The organism is Mesocryomonas lacus (assembly GCF_055730105.2).
Genome location: NZ_JBUZWF020000005.1, coordinates 131,867 through 149,997 on the forward strand (window position 1 = coordinate 131,867; position 18,131 = coordinate 149,997).

Consider the following 18,131-nt stretch of genomic DNA (forward strand, 5'->3'; position numbering starts at 1 on the left):
GCTGCTGATGGTCCTGATGGGGTTTGGGGGAAGCGACTGCCGGGGTCAGACCGACAGGAAACGGGCGATGCGGGCCTCGTCGACCTTGGCGATCGGCTCGTCGTGGACGAGTTCGCCATTCTCGAGGACGAGCACCCGGTCGGCGATCTCCAGCGCGAAGGAGAGCACCTGTTCGGAGACGACGATCGACAGGCCCTTCTCGTCGCGGATCTTCTTCAAGGTGCGGGCGATCTCGCGGATGATCGAGGGCTGGATGCCTTCGGTCGGCTCGTCGAGCAGCAGCACCTTCGGCCGGGCGGCGAGCGCGCGGGCGATGGCGAGCTGCTGCTGCTGGCCGCCGGACAGGTTGCCGCCGCGGCGCTTGCGCATGTCGAGCAGCACTGGGAACAGTTCGTAGATATCGTCCGGCACGTCGCGTTCGCCGGTGACGGTGAGGCCGGTCTCGATGTTCTCGCGCACCGTCATCGCCGAGAAGATCATCCGGCCCTGCGGCACGTAGCCGATGCCGCTCTTCACCCGCTCGTGGCTCTTGGCGCGGGTGACGTCGGTGCCACCGACTTTGATGCTGCCGCCGGTCGCCGGCACAATGCCGATCAGCGACTTCATCAGCGTCGTCTTGCCCATGCCGTTGCGGCCCATGATGGCGACGATCTCGTTCGGCGCGACGGCAAAGTTCAGCCCGTGCAGGACCTCGCTCGAGCCGTAGGCGGCATGCAGGTTGGATACGTGGAGCATCGCGTTCGCCTCAATGTCCGAGATAGACGTCGACGACCTTCGGGTCGGCCTTGACGTGCGCCATGGTCCCCTCGGAGATCACCCGGCCCTGGTGCATCACGGTGACGCGGTGGGCGATGTCCTCGACGAACTTCATGTCGTGTTCGATGACGATCACCGATCGGTCGGCGATGATCCGGTGCAGGAGTTCGGCCGTCTTCACCCGTTCCGACACGCTCATGCCGGCGACCGGCTCGTCGAGCATCAGGAGTTCGGGGTCCTGGATCAGCAGCATGCCGATCTCCAGCCACTGCTTCTGGCCGTGGCTGAGGAATTCGGCACGCCGTTGCAGGTGGTCGGAAAGGAAGATGGTCTCGGCGATCTCCTCCACCCGGTCGCGCACGGCGGCGTCGCGCTTGAAGGTCAGCGCGCCCAGCACCGAACGGCCGCGGGGATAGGAGATCTCAAGGTTCTCGAAGACGGTGAGGTCGTCGTAGATCGACGGGTTCTGGAACTTCCGGCCGACGCCGGCATGGACGATCTGGTGCTCCTTCATCGCCGTCAGCTCCTTGCCCTGGAAGCGGATGGAACCGCTGGTGGCGCGGGTCTTGCCGCAGATGAGATCGAGCGCCGTGGTCTTGCCGGCGCCGTTCGGCCCGATGATCACCCGGATCTCATTCTCGTCGACGTAGAAGGACAGATCGTCGACCGCCTTGAAGCCGTCGAAGGAGACGGTGAGGCTCTCCACCGCCAGCAGAAAATCGTTCTCGGTCGGCATCGGCCCGTCTCCTATTCTGCGGGGGTGCCGGCGGGCGCGACGGCCTCGCGGCCAGCCGTCGGGGCAGCTGCGCGGCGGCCCAGCAGGCGCTTCAGCCGCGGCTCGACATGGGTGGTGTAGAGACCGGCGAGACCGCTGGGGAAAGCCAGCACCACGGCGATGAACAGCGCGCCCATGGCGAACAGCCAGAGCTCGGGGAAGCTCTCGGAAAACGAGCTCTTCGCCCAGTTGACGAGGAGCGTGCCGTAGACCGCGCCGATCAGCGACAGCCGGCCGCCGACGGCGCAGTAGATCACCATCTCGATCGAAGGCACGATGCCGATCAGCGTCGGCGACATGAAGCCGACCTGCAGCGTGAACATCGCGCCGCCGACGCCGGCGAGCGCCGCGGCGAAGCAGAACACGAAGATCTTGAAGCCGGCGACGTCGTAGCCGGAGAAGCGCACCCGGTCCTCCTTGTCGCGCAGGGCGACGAGGATGCGGCCGAGCTTGGAGGCCCGCACGACCATGGCCAGCGCAATGGCCCCGAGCAGAAGGAGGGCGTTGACGAAGTAGAGCGCGAACTTGGCCTCGTCGGTGCGGATGTCCCAGCCGAGCAGCGTGCGCAGGTCGGTGATGCCGTTGACGCCGCCGGTATAGCCCTGCTGGCCGATGATCAGGATCGTGAGGATCGCGGCGATCGCCTGGGTGATGATGGCGAAGTAGACGCCGCCGACCCGCCGCGTGAACATGGCAAAGCCGATGATGAAGGCGAGAACGGCGGGCACCAGCACGACGGCCGCGAGCGTCAGGCCGAAGGAGTGGAACGGCTGCCAGAAGAAGGGCAGCTCGGTGACCTGGTTCCAGTCCATGAAGTCGGGAATGCCGGGGGTCGACTGGATGGCGGTGGCCTCGGGCGTCGAGGCCTCGAGCTTCAGGAACATCGCCATGCAGTAGCCGCCGAGGCCGAAGAAGATGCCCTGGCCGAGGCTGAGAATGCCGGCGCTGCCCCAGCACAGCACCAGGCCGACGGCGACGAAGGCATAGGTCAGGTACTTGCCGAAGAGGTTCAGCCGGAACACGTCGGTGAGACCCGGGATCAGCAGCAGGAGGACGGCAGCGAGGAGCAGGAAGAAGGTGATCTCGGTCCGGTTTCCGCCGGGCAGGAAGCGTCGCATCGCGGTTTTCATCGGCGCACCTTGAGGACGAAGAGGCCTTGCGGCCGGAGCATGATGATCCCGACGACGGTGAGGAGCGTCAGCACCTTGGCCATCGAGCCGGAGAGGAAGAATTCGAGCGTCGACTGCGCCTGGGAGATGGTGAAGGCCGAGGCGACGGTGCCGAGGAGGCTCGCCGCGCCGCCGAAGACGACGACGAGGAAGGTGTCGACGATGTAGAGCTGCCCGGCGCTCGGCCCGGTCGAGCCGATCATGGTGAAGGCGCTGCCGGCGACGCCCGCAATGCCGCAGCCGAGGCCGAAGGTGACGCGGTCGACCTTCTCGGTATCGATGCCGACGGCGCCCGCCATCACCCGGTTCTGCATGACCGCGCGGACCTGCGAGCCCCAGCGCGATCGGAACATCACGAGATAGACGAGGAAGGTGATGAGGAGCGTGATCGCCATGACGATGAGGCCGTTGATCGGCACCTCCACCGTCTCGCTGAGCTGCATCGAGCCCATCATCCAGTCCGGGAGCGTGACGCCGACCTCGCGTGCGCCAAAAATGCTGCGGAAGGCCTGCTGCAGGATCAGCGACAGCCCCCAGGTCGCCAGCAGCGTGTCGAGCGGGCGCTTGTAGAGGAAGCGGATCAGCCAGTGCTCGACCACCATGCCGAGCGCCCCGCTGGCGAGGAAGGCGAGCGCCATGGCGATGAAGAAGGAGATCCCCATCAAGGCGGGCGCGAAGGCCTGGAAGAAGCTGGAACAGAGATAGGTGACATAAGCGCCGAGGATCATGAACTCCCCGTGCGCCATGTTGATCACGCCCATCTGCCCGAAGATGATGGCGAGCCCGAGCGCCATCAGGACCAGCACCGAGAACAGCACGAGACCCGCAAAGCCCTGCATGATGAAGATCGAACTGAGCTCGCTCCAGCTGTATTCTGCGAACATGCACTGCTCCTGAAGGAAGGATGCGGCCGCTTCGGGCCCGAACTGCCCGGTCCCGCAGGGGCGGAACCGGGCTGCCTATCCGGCTTTACTGGTAGCCCTCCGGGAACGGGTCGGGCTCCATCAGGTCGGGCGTCTCGTAGACCAGCTCGTACTGGCCATCGGCCTTGGCGTGGCCGATGCGGGTCTTCGACCAGAGGTGGTGGTTCGGGTGGATCTTGACGTAGCCTTCCGGCGCCGTGGTCAGCTCGATCCCCGGCGAGGCTTCGCGGATCTTGGCGATGTCGAAGCTGCCGGCCTTCTCGACCGCGGCCTTCCAGAGCCAAGGGCCGAGATAGGCGGCCTGGGTCACGTCGCCGATGACGATGTCGCTGCCCCATTTCGCCTTGAAGGCCTCGACAAAGGCCTTGTTGTTGGGGTTGTCGAGGCTCTGGAAATACTTCATCGCGGCATAGGCGCCGACGATGTTCTCGCCGCCGATACCGCGGATCTCGTCCTCGGTGACGGAGATCGTGAGGACCAAGGGCTTTTCCTTGGTCATGTCGATGCCGGCGGCCTTCAGCTGCTTGTAGAAGGCGACGTTCGAGCCGCCGACGACGATGGCGTAGATGACGTCAGGCTTCTTCAGCTTGATCTTGTTGATCACCGAATTGAACTGGGTGTGGCCGAGCGGATAGTAGTCCTCGCCGACGACCTTCATGCCGAGATGGTCTTCGATGTGCTTGCGGGCGATCTTGTTGGAGGTGCGCGGCCAGATGTAATCGGAGCCGAGGAGGTAGAAGCTCTTGGCGCCCTTCTCGCGGGTCACCCAGTCGAGGCCGGCGAGGATCTGCTGCGTCGCTTCCTGCCCGGTGTAGATGACGTTCGGGCTCTCCTCGAGACCTTCGTAGAAGGTCGGATAGTAGAGCATGCCGTCATACTGCTCGAACACCGGCAGCACCGCCTTGCGCGAGGCCGAGGTCCAGCAGCCGAACACAGAGGCGACCTTGTCCTCGACCAGGAGCTTCTTCGCCTTTTCGGCGAAGGTCGGCCAGTCGGAGGCGCCGTCCTCCTGGATCACCTGGATCTTGCGGCCGAGCACGCCGCCCATGGCGTTGATCTGGTCGATGGCGAGCTTCTCGGCTTGGACCGATCCGGTCTCGCTGATCGCCATCGTGCCGGTCACCGAATGCAGGATGCCGACGGTGACGGTGTCGTCGGTCACCGCGAGCTTGGTCGTGTTGACCTCGGCGGTCGGCTTGGCCTGCGCCCATGCCGCGCCCGGCAGCATGGCGGCCAATGCAAGGCCGGCCGAGCCGAGCAGCAGCCGTCGCCGCAAAGGCGAACGCAGCCCAGCTGAAATCGTCGTCGGGTCTTTCATGGCATACCCCTGTTGAGTGATCGGTCGGGAAGCGGCGATCGGTTGACGTCGTGGATCATCCGCCGCAATCTCGCATCGCAACATACGTTGAATTACGTATTCCGATTTCTTGCCCAACAACGAAGATGCAGACCTTCGGCCCCTACCGACCGCTGGATACACATGTCTGGAGGAAGGATGCCGTTTGCTTTGCCAGGACAACCACGAAGAAAGTTAGTTGCGCTGCAACAACCGTCTGCCAACGGGTCAATTAGGGCCGATCACCTGAACGGGCGCACGCCTGTGTGGGCACGTCTTGCCGTTGCATGCCGATGACGGAGTTCTCGACAGCGCCACAGCGTATTCTTCGGGTCCGCCGAAGCTATAACCAATGGGTCGCCAACGAGACCCTCGAGGATTACGCGCTGCGCTTCACCGCCAAGCGCGGGCGGCGCTGGTCGCCCTGGCAGCTGGCGATGACGGCCTGCGGCGGCATCTCCTTCCTGGCGCTGGAGGCGATCGGCGGGACGCTGACGCTGCATTTCGGCTTCGGCAATGCGGCGATCGCCATCCTCGTCGTCGCCGTCCTGATCTTCGCCGCCGGGCTGCCGATCAGCTTCTATGCCGCCAAATACGGCGTCGACATCGATCTCCTCACCCGCGGCGCCGGCTTCGGCTATCTCGGCTCGACGGTGACGTCGCTGATCTACGCCTGCTTCACCTTCATCTTCTTCGCCATCGAGGCGGCGATCATGGCGATGGCGCTGGAGATGATGCTCGGGCTCCCGCTCTGGGCCGGCTACGTCGTCTGTGCCGTCGCGGTGATCCCGATCGTCACCCACGGCATCTCCCTGATCAGCCGCTTCCAGGCCTGGACCCAGCCGGCCTGGCTGATCCTCAACATCGCGCCCTTCATCTTCCTGGCCTGGCAGGGCGCGATGCCGATCGCGCAGTGGACGAGCTATCCCGGCAGCCGCGGCGCGGCCGACGGCAGCTTCGACCTCATCCTGTTCGGCCATGCGACGGCGATCCTCTTCGCCCTCACCGCCCAGATCGGCGAGCAGGTCGACTTCCTGCGCTTCATGCCGAGGCGCACGGCCGCGACGCGCATCTCCTGGTGGGCGGCACTGATCGCCGGCGGACCGGGCTGGGTGCTGATCGGGGCGGCGAAGATCTTCGCCGGCTCGCTGCTGGCCGTCCTCGCCGTCAGCGTCGGCATCCCCGCGGCAGAGGCCCAGCACCCGACCGAGATGTACCGCGTCGCCTTTGGCTACGTCTTCTCGCAGCCGGCGCTGGTGATCGCGGCGACCGGCATCTTCGTCGTGGTGGCGCAGATGAAGATCAACGTCACCAATGCCTATGCCGGCTCGATCGCCTGGTCGAACTTCTTCTCGCGGCTGACCCACAGCCATCCCGGCCGCGTGGTCTGGCTGGTGTTCAACGTCGCGATCGCGCTGTTGCTGATGGAGATGGGAATTCTACGTGCGCTGGAGGAAATCCTCGGCCTCTACGCCATCCTCGCGGTGTCCTGGGTGGCTGCGCTCGTCGCCGACCTCGTGATCAACAAGCCGCTCGGCCTCTCGCCAAAGCACATCGAATTCAAGCGGGCGCATCTCTACGACATCAACCCTGTTGGCTTCGGCGCGATGGCCGCCGGCATAGCCGTCGCCTGCCTGGCCCATGCCGGGCTGTTCGGTCAGACGGCGAGCGCGCTCTCGGCCTTCGCCGCGCTGATCACCGCCTTCGTCGTATCGCCGTTGATCGCCCTGGCCACGCACGGCCGCTACTACATCGCCCGCAAGCCGCGCGAGGACTGGGCGGGCTTGCCGACCATCGCCTGCTGCATCTGCGAGCACCATTTCGAGGCCGAGGACATGGCGTCCTGCCCCGCCTATGGCGGCCCTATCTGCTCACTTTGCTGCTCGCTCGACGCCCGCTGCCATGACATCTGCAAGACCGACAGCCGGATCCGCGAGCAGATCGTCGGCGCCCTCCGCCGCAACGTCTCGACGCGGCTGGCTGCTTTCGCCGATTCACCACGCGGCCACTACCTCGCAATCTTCCTGACCATGCTGACGATCACCGGCGGCATCTTGCTGCTGATCGGCTTCCAGGCGACGCTCGACAACCCGCACGACGCTTCGACGGTGACGGCGATTCTTTTGCAGATCTTTGCTGTTTTCGTGATCGTCGCCGGCGTCGCCTCCTGGCTGTTCGTGCTGGCGCATGCCAGCCGCCGCGTCGCACAGGAGGAGTCGAGCCGCCAGACACAGCTCCTGACCCAGGAGATCGATGCTCACCAGCGCACGGATGCCGAGCTGCAGCGGGCGAAGGAGAAGGCCGAAGCGCACAGCCTGGCCAAGACGCGCTTCGTCGTCGGCATGAGCCACGAGCTGCGCACGCCGCTGAACTCGATCCTCGGCTTTGCCCAGATCCTTGAACAGGACGCCAGCATCCCGAAGAAGCGGCGCGACGGCGTCAAGGTGATCCGGCGCAGCGGCGAGCATCTCGCCGGCCTGATCGACGGGCTGCTTGATATCTCGCGGATCGAAGCTGGCAAGCTGCAGGTCTATCGCGACCAGATCGCGGTCGGTCCGCTGCTGACGCAGATCGTCGAGATGTTCCGCCTGCAGGCACAGGGTGCCGGCATCGGCTTCCAGTTCGACGTCGACGGCGCGCTGCCGGATTTTGTCCGCGGCGACGAGAAGCGCGTGCGGCAGATCCTGATCAACCTCCTGTCGAACGCCATCAAGTTCACAGAGTCCGGCACGGTAACACTGCGCGTGCGCTACCGCAGCCAGATCGCAGAATTCAGCATCGCCGATACCGGCTGCGGCATGCCTGCGGCGGATCTCGAGCGCATCTTCGAGCCTTTCGAGCGCCTCCACGAAAGCGCCCGCAATGTCCCCGGCACCGGACTCGGCCTGACCATCACCAAGCTGCTGACCGAAATCCTCGGCGGCGACATCCGCGTGTCGAGCTTGCCGGGCCGGGGCAGCACCTTCACCGTGCGGCTGTTTCTCTCCTCGATCAGCACGGCGCCGATCGCCCTGCCGCAGCAGCGCATCGTCGGCTATGGCGGCCGGCGCATGACGATCCTCGCCGTCGACGACGAGCCGGCACACCGGCAACTGCTAGAGGAAATTCTCTCGCCGCTCGGCTTCACCGTGCTGACCGTCGAGGGCGGCGCCGCATGCCTGAAGCTGGTGCCGCTGGCCGAGCCCGACCTCCTCATCGTCGACATTACCATGCCCGGCATGAACGGCTGGGAACTCGCGGCCCGGTTGCGCGGGGACGGCGTCGCCGCCCCGATCGCCATGCTCTCGGCCGACGCCCGCCCGGCCTCGCCCGACATGCGGCTCTGCGACGATTGGATCGGCAAGCCGCTGGCTGTGCCGCTGCTGCTCGAAAGCGTGCGCCGCCTGCTCGGCCTCGTCTGGATTCACGAGGACGCGGTGTTTGGTGCGGCAACGCTCGGCGAGGTCGAGCTCGAGCCGTTCGAAATTCCCGACCCGGCCGATCTCCGCGACCTCGTCTCGCTTCTTCAAATCGGTTTCGTCAGGGGAATCCATGCCAAGCTCGACGACATTGCGGGGCGTCAGCCTCGAACCCAGCGTTTCGTCGGCCGTGTCCGCGCCCGCGTGGACCGCTTCGATCTCGACGCCTGCCTCGGCTTTATCGAGGGGTTCGGCGATGAGGTCTGAGGCGGGGGAAGCCCGCAAGATCGCGCTGGTCATCGACGATTCGCCGGAGACGATCGAACTGCTGACCACGGCGCTCGAGGAAAGTGGGCTGACCGTTCTCGTCGCGCTCGACGGCGACAAGGCCATCGCCATCGCCCGGCGCATCACGCCCGACGTCATCCTGCTCGATGCCGTGATGCCGGGCATGGACGGTTTCGAGACCTGTCGGCGGCTGAAGCAGGACGAATCGCTGGCCCATGTGCCGGTGATCTTCATGACCGGACTCAGCGAAACCGAGCACATCGTCCACGCCTTCGCAGTCGGCGGCGTCGACTATGTCACCAAGCCGATCGTCATCGAGCAGATGCTGGTGCGCATGCGCGTGCACCAGGAGAACGCCCGCATGACGCGGTCGGCGCGGTTGGCACTCGACACCTCCGGCCGTTTCCTGCTGGCGGTCAACCGCAGGGGCTCCGTGCTCTGGATGACGCCGCAGGCGCAAAGGCTTATGCTCGGCGAGAAGCCTGACGACGAGCTTGCGCCGCCCACACTCAAGGCCGAGCTTGATCGCCTTCGCGACGGCCGGGGCGCCCATCATCCGGACAATCCGCAGCTGATCTTCGCGCTGCTCGGGCAGATCGACTCGGACGAATTCCTGCTGCGCCTGTCGCGGGCGAAGGACGACGACACAGACACTGCGACCCTGCAGGAATGTTTTGCCGTCACCGCAAGAGAAGCCGAGGTCTTGCTCTGGCTAGCGCGCGGCAAGTCCAACCGCGACATCGCCGATATTCTTTCACTCCGCCCGCGGACGGTCGACAAACATCTTGAAACTATCTTTCGCAAGCTCGGCGTCGAAAATCGCACCGCAGCCTCATCCCTTGCGACGAGCCGTCTGGCCGAGCGTTAGCAATTTTCGGCGGCGGCCCCTTGGCAATGCGGTGCCGGCGCTTTTCGGTGAGGTCTCGGCACGCGAGATCGCACGCCAGGTATTGAACGCAGCAGTGGTAAGCGAGCCCGTGCCGGCGTTGCCCGCCACCCCCGAAACAACTTGTGGCGGAGGGGGACACTCCGCCAGTTACGCCAAAACCCATATATTCCGGCGCTTCGAGACCGGACGCGTTCGGATTACGATACACGGCACGATACACGGCACGATACACCACCCGATACACGGGGCCCATAGTCGTTCAGATGGCGAGACGTGCAGGCCGAATTCGTGGCGAGTGAAGTCGATGAGATGCGGAAATGACTCCCGCCGTGAGAGTCCCTTGCTGAGCCACAGACCGAGATCGGAAGTGACCTCGTGCTCGTAGCTTGGACGGCCATTTTTGAGGGTTCGCACCGGGATCAGCCATTCGGGAAACCGCCGTAGCGGCGCCGGAAATCATTTCCGGGGCGGGTGGCTATGCTAACTTTTAGCTTTTCTATTCGTTCTCCAGGGGACGGACAGGCAGCTTTCGGAGCAAGGTCCCGGATAGCTACCGTTCTGCTCACGACCCGAACCAGCAGTCGATGGTGAAGCGCCCTCGGGCCGAAAGCGGTCTGTCCGCTTCTGGGCTGCAGACGTGAGATGCCGCGAACGTATCCGGGGACGATGTATCAGCGCTGAGGCGCGACCGTCGCACTCAGCCGAAGGGCTTCTCGATCATCAGGTGAAAGATCACGAGGACGGCGCCGAAGGCCGGCCATCCCAGCGCGAACCACCAGCGGAAGAGCCGGTGGTAGGCCGGCGGCAACGGCTCGCCGGCCCTTGCAGCCTCGACGGCCAGATCGCGCATGCGCAGTTGGATCCAGACGACGGGAAGCCAGCAGACGCCCGCGAGGGCATAGAGGAGGATCGAGACCCAGAGCCACCGGTCCCAGAAGCTGTAGCCCATAGTGATCGCCATCGTCGCGCCGGTGAGCGGTTGGAGGATGACGGCGGGGGTCGTGAACAGCCAGTCGGCTTTGACGACATTGCGCGCAACGAGCGCGATGCCGCCGACCTCGCCGCTCCGATGGGCCATGACCATCTGGAATGCGGTACCGATGCCGGTTCCGAAGATGACGGTCGCGCCGACGATGTGGGCGTATTTGATCCAGAGATAGCCGTCCATGATGTCACCGCTTCGGAAGCTGAATGAGGAGGAAGGTCGCCATGACGATGGGGATGTTCTTCATGAGCTGGCCGAGCGGATCGGCCCAGGCGGATGGCACGATTAGGGTCGCGAGCGCCGTGTAGAGGAGGACGGTCAGCACCTCTGCGGTCGCGGCCGTTCGGCGATAGCGGCGGACGAGCGTCAGGAGCCCCAGCGCGACGTCGAACAGCCCGCCGCCGAGCACGATGGCTGAGGCCAGCCAGCCGCCGATGCTCGCCTCTGCGAGGAGAACGCGGCCGCTCTCCATGTTCGCGAGCGCCGTCAGGCCCGATGCGATCCAGAACAGGCCGAGCGACAGCCAGAGGCCTTCCAGCCAGGGAGCCAGCGCCGCCATCCTCCGTTCCGAAGGGGTTGCCGGGTGGCGGGCAAGGCCTTGCGCGAGGTCGGACGGCCGGGTCCGCGTCAGGCGCGACAGGGTCTCCGGATCGCCGTCCGCGCCGCTCGCGAGCATTGCTGCCATGTCCTCGTTGACGAGCGGCAGGCGCAGGAAGGACGCGGCTCGCACGATGAAGGACATCGGCAGCCTGAAAACGAGCCGAGGCGTGACGCCCAGCCAGCGCCCAAGCGCATCGACATAATCGTCGAGGACGATCGGGCCCGGCCCGACCGCGTCGACGGTCGCCGGCAGCGTCTCTTCGCTTTCCAGGATATCGGCGATCGCCGCCGCAAGATCGTCCACCAGGATCGGCCGGATCGGGCCGCTGGTGATGCGAGGCCGGATCGGGAAGGCGGCGAGGGCGGCGAGAAAATCCATGCTGGATCCGCCCGGACCATAGACGAGCGAGGGACGCAGGACCGTCCAGCCCGGCTTCTCTTGACCGAGTACGGCCCGCTCGCCCTCGGCCTTCGTGCGCAGGAAGGCCGTCGGGGCATCGAGGCTCGCGCCGATGGCGGAGACGAGGACGAGGTGCCGGATTCCGGCGCCGGCCGCGGCCTCAGCGACTTGGCGCGGCAGCTCCTGATGAGCCTCGATCATGTCCGCGCCGCCGAGTGCGCCGGTGGCGATGACGACGGCGTCGAGGCCGCCGAGATGCGCCGACCAGTCGAAGGCTCCAGGCCGGATCGTCACCGACCCGGGGAATCCGAGGCGGTCGAGCTCCTCGCGACGGCGGCCGAAGGCACGAACGCTATGACCTCGCGCCTGAAGCTCTCGTGCGACATGGCGACCGATGAAGCCGGTCGCTCCGATGAGCCCGATCTTCATGAGACAGGCCCTGTGCTCGCGTCCTGGGGGACCACATCCTGCCGGGTTGCGGCCTGCCGGATCGAGCGCGCGCGTTCATCCTGCTGGAGGTCGAAGAGCCGGCTCGAGGGCTTCCAGAGGGCGAAGCCGAACACCATAAGCGCCGCCATCAGGGCCGCGGCGGACCAGAAGACGCAGTTCTGGAGAAACAGCGGATCGTAACGGCCGTTGTCACTGGTGGTCATGGTGAAGCTGACGGCGAGGACCGGCGAGAGCATGAGGATGATGCTCGTATAGGTCGTCCAGAAACGGGCTCGCTCCTCGGTGCCGCAGAGATCGACGATCACCCGGAGGAGCGGGCGGTAGAGAATTGACACGACCAACCCCGCACTGGCGCAGGAGATGAAAAGAGCGACCAGGAAAAGGACGGCGTCGAAATGCATGGGTTTTCCTTTCTTCGGTTAATTCTGTAAGAAGAGAAAAATCAGGGCGAAGAGCGACCTTCTTTTTGGCCTTATCGCCGGATGAAGGCAGCGATGCTGCTGCCGAGTTTCACGATGCGGTACAAGGTAGAGCGCGGAAGTCGGCGCACTTGGTCGTACCAGCCGGACAGGTCGTCCAGGAACGTCGCCATGCTCTCTAGACGCTCGCGCGTGACCGGATCGCTGGCGCCGCCCCGATCCAACTCGTCGATGCAATCGCGCAGCATCGTCAGCGCGGGATCGATCTCCCGCCGTTTGCGCTCTTCCGCGATCCTCAGCATGATCTCCCAGGGGTCGATCTCAGCCTTGAAATGATCGCGGCGATCCCCGCGCAGATGAACCACTTCGACGAGCTGGTAGGTCTGCAATTCCTTCAGACTGTTCGACACATTGGACCGTGCAATGGCCAGGGCGTCGGCGATCTCGTCCGCCGGCAGGGGAGACGCCGACAGGTACAAGAGCGCATGGATCTGGGCCACGGACCGGTTCACGCCCCACCGAGACCCCATCTCGCCCCAGTGCAGGACGAACTTTTCCATAGTTGGTGTGAGGAGCATTACGGTCTCTCATTTCTGTTGAGACAGAAATTACCGAAACCGAGCGTGCTGTCAAGCGGTTCGATGCGGTGGAGCGTTCACGGGGCCGATCACGTGTTGCACAACAAGTTTCAAACAAAGGCACCGGAAAGTTGCTGTTCCGCTAGCGACCCATCGCTGTCTTCGAGGCCTAACAAGGTCGGGCCCCACGAGCGGACATTGCTGGCAGGTCGATTATCTGGCCCAATAGGTGAAACCGTTTCGCAACGGGGAGAAGATAACCTCTACATATGAAACGCCGTTGGCTGATCCTCTTCTCCGTTGCTCTCATTGCCGGCTTTGCGGTAGCGATACCAACCGTGTTATGGCGGCTCGACCGAGAGCCTATGCTCGACCAACTGCCGCCACGCTACCAGACCGAGTCTGTCGACATCTGGCGCGGACCCAGAGGTTTCACCGACTTCTCAATGTGCATGCGCGTGGACTTGAGCCCGGAGGAGGTGACCGAGTTCCTGCCGAAGTTCTTTGACCGATCCTCAATCGGCGTGTCGGTCGCCCCGTCGCAGGTAGAGACTTCGTGTCAGGCGCCCTTCTGGCCTGCGCAGTTTGAAACCGAGACCATTGCCTTCGAAGAGGGCTATCCGCCACAGTTAAAATGGGGACCCGACAGCGGCAGTGGCGCTGTGTATGAAAGGGGTCTCCTGTATTTCTGGTCGTATTCATGGTGACAGAGCGTCTGCTTCCGACGTCTCCATTCAGAAAGCAGATGATCCGCTTTCCACCCTCGCCAGCCCTGTGACTACGGTCGCGACGCAGCCCCTTAAGCGTCCTTTTGTATGGTTTTGGGAGGTCACGGGGTCCATGAGGTGCGCTGTGATTTTGACGACCGAAGCTTGCATCCGTTGCGATCAGCCACGGCTTTTCTTGCGTCCCGGAAGAGCGACGTAGGACCCAGCCAGGATCAGCGGCAAGGCCATCAGGAAGGCCCAGCCCGGAACTTCGGCGAAGAAGACGACCCCCGCCCCTGCCGCCCAAAGGATTGAGAGATATTCGAAGGGCGCCAGAGCGCCCGCTTCGGCGTGCCGGAAGGAAAGCGTCATCATGATGTGGGCGAAGCCGCCGGCAACGCCGGCGCCGACCAGCAGAGCGACCTGGGGCGGGCTGGGAACGACCCACCCCGCCGAAAGGGTCAACAGGCCGCCGGCGGCCGATACGACCGCGAACCAGAAGGCGATCGCGCCCGCCTTCTCGCCCGCCAGCGTCAGGCGACGGACCTGGATCAACGCTCCCGCCGTCAGGAACGCCGTCACCAAGCCCAGAACGAAGCCGAGAAGCGCCCCCTCGGAGAATGTGCCGGACAGCGCCGGGAGGCAGAAGGCAGCACCGCCGCCGAGGCCCAGGGCGACACCGCCGATCCGCTCTCGGCTCAAGCCTTCGCCCAGCAGAGCCCAACCGAGAAGTGTCAGCATCACCGGGGCAAGGTAGGACAACAAGGTCGCTTCCGCGAACGGCAGGAGGCGGATCGTGGCGAAGGAGGTGAACATCGCGCAGGCACCGAGAAGCGCACGGGCGACGTGACCGAAAGGCTGGCGCGTCGCGAGACCCCGCGGGAAGTCGCCCGACCAAGTGAGAAATATGACCAAAGGCAGCAGCGCCACCGCCGATCGGAAGAAAACAACCTGACCGAGCGGCACGGCGTCGCCAAGGGCCTTGATGCAGACACCCATCGCCGCGAAGGCCAGCGTGGACCCGATGCGCAGCACGATGCCGAGGTTCTCGCGGCTGATCGGGTTGCGAACCTCCTCGCGCGCTGCGCTCATTTGCTGCCCAGATCGACGAGCGGGCCATCGAACCTGACGCCCACGTCCACCAATGGCCTGATGTAGCGGCCGTCCGCTCCTCGCTCCCCCCCTGGGTTCACGGCCCGATCACCGTAACGGTTCGAGATGGAGATGGGCATTGCGTGCGACTCCGTCGGCAGCAGTTCAATCGAGGGCAGTACACCAATCCCGGCGGAACTCCGATGTCGAACCATGCGAGCTCAGTCAGATTGGCATGGTTCTAAAGTATACTGGTTGCCTCATATTATAGGGCGGCGTAGATCACACACACCCGAAATAACGCTCCCGGAGTCCACTGTGATCAAGTCCCTGCGGCACATCGCGACCACGACCCTCGCGGTGTTCGTTCTGACCCTTGCCACACCGACGCCGGGGAGCGCAGAGCCCCAGACGTTCACCGACGTCGTCGGGCGCAAGGTCACCGCCGACCTGCCCGCCAAGCGGGTCGTCCTCGGCTTCTACTTCGAGGACTACATGGCGATCGGCGGGGAGAAGGCTTTCGATCATGTGGTCGGCCTTTCGCGTGAGGCATGGGTGGGCAAGGTCCCCGCCAACTGGGCCATGCACTTGGCTCAACGCCCCTCGCTCGCGGAAATTCCGGACGTCGGGGAAATCGACGCACAGACTTTCTCCGTCGAGAAGGTGCTCTCCCTCCAGCCGGATCTCGTGGTCTTGGCCGAGTGGCAGTACAAGGCGCTGGGGCTCGACGCCGAGCGCATCGTGAACGCGGGCATCCCCATCGCCGTCGTCGACTACAATGCGCAGACTGTGGAGCGCCACGTCGCGTCGACGCATGTCCTCGGCGCCATCACGGGTGAGGAAGCGCGGGCGGACGAGATCGCGGACTTCTACCAAGGGGCTATCAAGGACGTCGCCGACCGGATCGCCAAGAGCGGCCAGCCCAAGCCGAAGGTCTACACTGAGTTCGGCAACAAAGGGCCATCCGAGCCTTCCTTCACCTATGGCAAGAACATGTGGGGCGCGATCGCGACCGCGGCCGGCGGCGACAACATCGCCGCTCCCTTCGTGGAATGGTGGGGTGTCATCAATCCCGAGCAGGTCCTCGCCGCCAAGCCCGATGCGATCTTCATCTCGGGTCGCGAGAACAACAGCAATCCGACCGCCCTCTCGATGGGGCAAGGCGTCGGATCGGACGAGGCGCACGAAAAGCTGAAAGCCTTCGAGGGCCGCCCGGGCTGGGCCGAGCTTCCCGCCATTCGCGAAGGCCGGCTCTACGGAGTCTACCAAGGCGCCTCACGCACCTTGTCAGACTTCGCCATGGTGCAATTCATTGCCAAGCAGCTCTACCCAGCCGCCTTCGGCGACGTCGATCCGGTCGCCAACTATCTCGCTTACTACGCGAAGTACCTGCCTGTGACACCGCAGGGCACTTTCGCGATCACCGTACAGAACTGAAGATCGTGAAAGGACAGCGCATCCCACCGTCGGGCATGATGGACAATCCATGACACCCGCTTCGCCCCATGCCGATGCGATCGCCAACCACCGCCGCCGGGAGCGACGCCGCTGGCGGGCCATTGCGATCTTCGCCCTGATCACCGCCGCCAGCTTCGTTCTGGACGTCGCAACCGGTCCGTCGCTCCTGCCCCCCGGAGAGGTGTTGCTGTCGCTGACCCGGCTTGGCGAGCGCGCCGCCATGACCGACACGATCGTCTGGGATCTCCGCCTGCCCATGGCGCTCATGGCGATCAGCGTGGGGGCGGCTCTCGGTGCCGGCGGCGCCCAGATGCAGACCATCCTCGACAACCCGATGGCCAGTCCCTACACGCTCGGCATGGCCGCCGCCGCCGGCTTCGGCGCCGCGCTGGTGCTGGCTTTCGGTGGCTTCGGGCTCGACGCCATGATCGCCGTGCCCGTCGGCGCCTTCGTATTCGCCATGCTGGCGGCCCTGTTCCTGTTCGCGCTCGCCTCGATGCGGCGGATCCGCGGCGACACGATCATCCTCGGTGGCATCGCCCTCCTCTTCCTGTTTCAGTCGCTCCTGTCGCTGGTGCAGTTCCTGTCCTCGCCCGAACTCTCGCAGCAGATTCTGTTCTGGCTGTTCGGCAGCCTGACCAAGGCGACATGGCCGACCTTCTGGCTGACCACAGGGGTGACCGCCGTCTGCGGCCTGCTCTTGTGGCGCGACTCGTGGAAGCTCGCGGCTCTGCGCATGGGCGAGACACGGGCAACGAGCCTTGGCGTCGATGTCCGGCGGCTGCGCATGAAGGTCCTGGTGATCGTCGCGATCATGACGGCGACGGCAACCAGCTTCGTCGGCGTGATCGGTTTCGTCGGTCTCGTAGCCCCGCACATTGCGCGGATGAGCGTCGGCGAGGACCAGCGCTTCCTCCTGCCCCTGTCCATGATGTGCGGCGCCCTCCTCCTGTCGACCGCGTCGGTCCTGTCGAAATCGATCGTGCCCGGCGCCCTCTTCCCGGTGGGCATCGTGACGGCCATCGTCGGGGTGCCGTTTCTCCTGTGGCTGATCTTCGCGCCGCGCAGGAGCAAGCGATGATCCGGCTGGACAAGCTCGCAGTGTCGCGGGGCGGGCAGACGATCCTCGAAGATGTCAGCGCCACGCTGGAGCGCGGTCTCGTCCACGCGGTGATCGGTCCGAACGGCGCGGGCAAGACGACCCTTCTGCGCGCGCTGTTCGGCGAGCTCCCCTTGTCGGCCGGCGCGGTCGAACTGAGCGACCAGCGAATGGGCCCCGGACGCCAGACATCCGCCTTCCGCAAGACCTGGCGTGACGCATTGGCCTACATGCCCCAGGACAACAGCGCCGACCTCGCGATGACGGTCCTTGAGGTCGTGGTGCTGGGACGTCTTGGACGGCTGCAATTCCACGTCGATGACGAAACGCTGAGCGCCGCGATGGCGCGTCTGGAAGCGACCGGGATTAGCCACCTCGCCGATCGTGAGATCGGTTCGCTCAGCGGTGGCCAACGACAGATGGCGATGTTCGCGCAGGTTCTCATGCGCGATCCTCTCGCCATGCTTCTCGACGAGCCCGTCAGCGCGCTGGACCTGAAGCATCAGATTGGGCTTCTCGACGTCGTGCGCGACGAAACGCTCGCCAAAGGTCGCGTGACGGTCGTCGTGTTGCACGACCTAAACCTCGCCTGCCGATATGCCGACAACCTCCTGATCGTCGCGAAGGGAACGCTCTGGGCATCTGGCCCGCCACGAAGCCTCGTCACCGCCGACTTGATCGGTTCGGTCTATGGCGTCGAGGTGGAGGTGCTGCACGACAGCGTCGGCTCGCCCGTGGTGCAACCAAGAGGACGGGCTGTCACGTCAGCGGCTCGGATGAAACAGATGGCGGCGGAGTGAGGGTTTCCG

General features: G+C 64.9%; 16 protein-coding genes. 6 read left to right on the forward strand and 10 right to left on the reverse strand.

Annotation, left to right across the window (positions count from 1 at the left end):
- Window positions 1–45 precede the first annotated feature (45 nt).
- The 5 genes from urtE to urtA form a co-directional block, all read right to left on the reverse strand.
- A complete protein-coding gene (urtE, locus tag ACZLZQ_RS17765; protein WP_472950502.1) occupies window positions 46–735 on the reverse strand; it encodes an urea ABC transporter ATP-binding subunit UrtE in 690 nt (229 codons plus the stop codon).
- A 10-nt stretch (window positions 736–745) separates the two neighbouring features.
- Window positions 746–1,492, reverse strand: coding sequence for an urea ABC transporter ATP-binding protein UrtD (gene urtD / locus ACZLZQ_RS17770; protein ID WP_472950503.1), 747 nt, complete (start codon window positions 1,490–1,492; stop codon window positions 746–748).
- 11 nt (window positions 1,493–1,503) lie between these two features.
- On the reverse strand, window positions 1,504–2,649 hold the full coding sequence (gene urtC, locus ACZLZQ_RS17775; protein WP_472950676.1) for an urea ABC transporter permease subunit UrtC: 1,146 nt from the start codon (window positions 2,647–2,649) through the stop codon (window positions 1,504–1,506).
- A gap of 8 nt (window positions 2,650–2,657) precedes the next feature.
- Entirely contained in the window at window positions 2,658–3,584 is a 927-nt protein-coding gene (urtB, locus tag ACZLZQ_RS17780) for an urea ABC transporter permease subunit UrtB (RefSeq protein ID WP_472936322.1), read from the reverse strand.
- Window positions 3,585–3,669: 85 nt separating this feature from the next.
- A complete protein-coding gene (gene urtA, locus ACZLZQ_RS17785) occupies window positions 3,670–4,941 on the reverse strand; it encodes an urea ABC transporter substrate-binding protein (protein WP_472950504.1) in 1,272 nt (423 codons plus the stop codon).
- A gap of 311 nt (window positions 4,942–5,252) precedes the next feature.
- Between urtA and ACZLZQ_RS17790 the strand changes: the two genes are divergently transcribed.
- Complete coding sequence (locus ACZLZQ_RS17790) at window positions 5,253–8,624, forward strand: hybrid sensor histidine kinase/response regulator (RefSeq protein WP_472950505.1); 3,372 nt, start codon at window positions 5,253–5,255, stop codon at window positions 8,622–8,624.
- Complete coding sequence (locus ACZLZQ_RS17795) at window positions 8,614–9,513, forward strand: response regulator (RefSeq protein ID WP_472950506.1); 900 nt, start codon at window positions 8,614–8,616, stop codon at window positions 9,511–9,513. Before ACZLZQ_RS17790 ends, ACZLZQ_RS17795 begins: the two co-directional genes overlap by 11 nt.
- A gap of 718 nt (window positions 9,514–10,231) precedes the next feature.
- Here ACZLZQ_RS17795 and ACZLZQ_RS17800 read toward each other — a convergent pair.
- The 4 genes from ACZLZQ_RS17800 to ACZLZQ_RS17815 form a co-directional block, all read right to left on the reverse strand.
- On the reverse strand, window positions 10,232–10,702 hold the full coding sequence (locus ACZLZQ_RS17800) for a DUF2269 family protein (protein ID WP_472950507.1): 471 nt from the start codon (window positions 10,700–10,702) through the stop codon (window positions 10,232–10,234).
- Window positions 10,703–10,706: 4 nt separating this feature from the next.
- The gene (locus ACZLZQ_RS17805) at window positions 10,707–11,948 is read right to left on the reverse strand and encodes an SDR family oxidoreductase (protein ID WP_472950508.1); all 1,242 of its coding nucleotides are present in this window, start codon (window positions 11,946–11,948) and stop codon (window positions 10,707–10,709) included.
- The gene (locus ACZLZQ_RS17810) at window positions 11,945–12,370 is read right to left on the reverse strand and encodes a hypothetical protein (RefSeq protein WP_472950509.1); all 426 of its coding nucleotides are present in this window, start codon (window positions 12,368–12,370) and stop codon (window positions 11,945–11,947) included. The genes ACZLZQ_RS17805 and ACZLZQ_RS17810 overlap by 4 nt, the downstream gene beginning before the upstream one ends.
- A gap of 71 nt (window positions 12,371–12,441) precedes the next feature.
- Complete coding sequence (locus tag ACZLZQ_RS17815) at window positions 12,442–12,966, reverse strand: GbsR/MarR family transcriptional regulator (RefSeq protein ID WP_472950510.1); 525 nt, start codon at window positions 12,964–12,966, stop codon at window positions 12,442–12,444.
- Window positions 12,967–13,235: 269 nt separating this feature from the next.
- Between ACZLZQ_RS17815 and ACZLZQ_RS17820 the strand changes: the two genes are divergently transcribed.
- On the forward strand, window positions 13,236–13,673 hold the full coding sequence (locus ACZLZQ_RS17820; protein ID WP_472950511.1) for a hypothetical protein: 438 nt from the start codon (window positions 13,236–13,238) through the stop codon (window positions 13,671–13,673).
- A gap of 180 nt (window positions 13,674–13,853) precedes the next feature.
- On the opposite strand, the gene ACZLZQ_RS17825 is transcribed toward ACZLZQ_RS17820, so the two are convergent.
- Entirely contained in the window at window positions 13,854–14,765 is a 912-nt protein-coding gene (locus ACZLZQ_RS17825; protein ID WP_472950512.1) for a DMT family transporter, read from the reverse strand.
- Window positions 14,766–15,083: 318 nt separating this feature from the next.
- Between ACZLZQ_RS17825 and ACZLZQ_RS17830 the strand changes: the two genes are divergently transcribed.
- From ACZLZQ_RS17830 to ACZLZQ_RS17840, 3 genes are read left to right on the forward strand one after another with little or no spacing between them, the layout of a single operon-like run.
- Window positions 15,084–16,202, forward strand: a complete 1,119-nt coding sequence (locus ACZLZQ_RS17830; RefSeq protein WP_472950513.1) for an ABC transporter substrate-binding protein — start codon at window positions 15,084–15,086, stop codon at window positions 16,200–16,202.
- Between the two features lie 49 nt (window positions 16,203–16,251).
- Window positions 16,252–17,304, forward strand: a complete 1,053-nt coding sequence (locus tag ACZLZQ_RS17835; protein WP_472950514.1) for a FecCD family ABC transporter permease — start codon at window positions 16,252–16,254, stop codon at window positions 17,302–17,304.
- Window positions 17,301–18,122 carry an ABC transporter ATP-binding protein gene (locus ACZLZQ_RS17840; RefSeq protein WP_472950515.1) on the forward strand — a complete coding sequence of 274 codons (822 nt, stop codon included), beginning with the start codon at window positions 17,301–17,303 and terminating at the stop codon, window positions 18,120–18,122. The genes ACZLZQ_RS17835 and ACZLZQ_RS17840 overlap by 4 nt, the downstream gene beginning before the upstream one ends.
- Window positions 18,123–18,131: the final 9 nt, after the last annotated feature.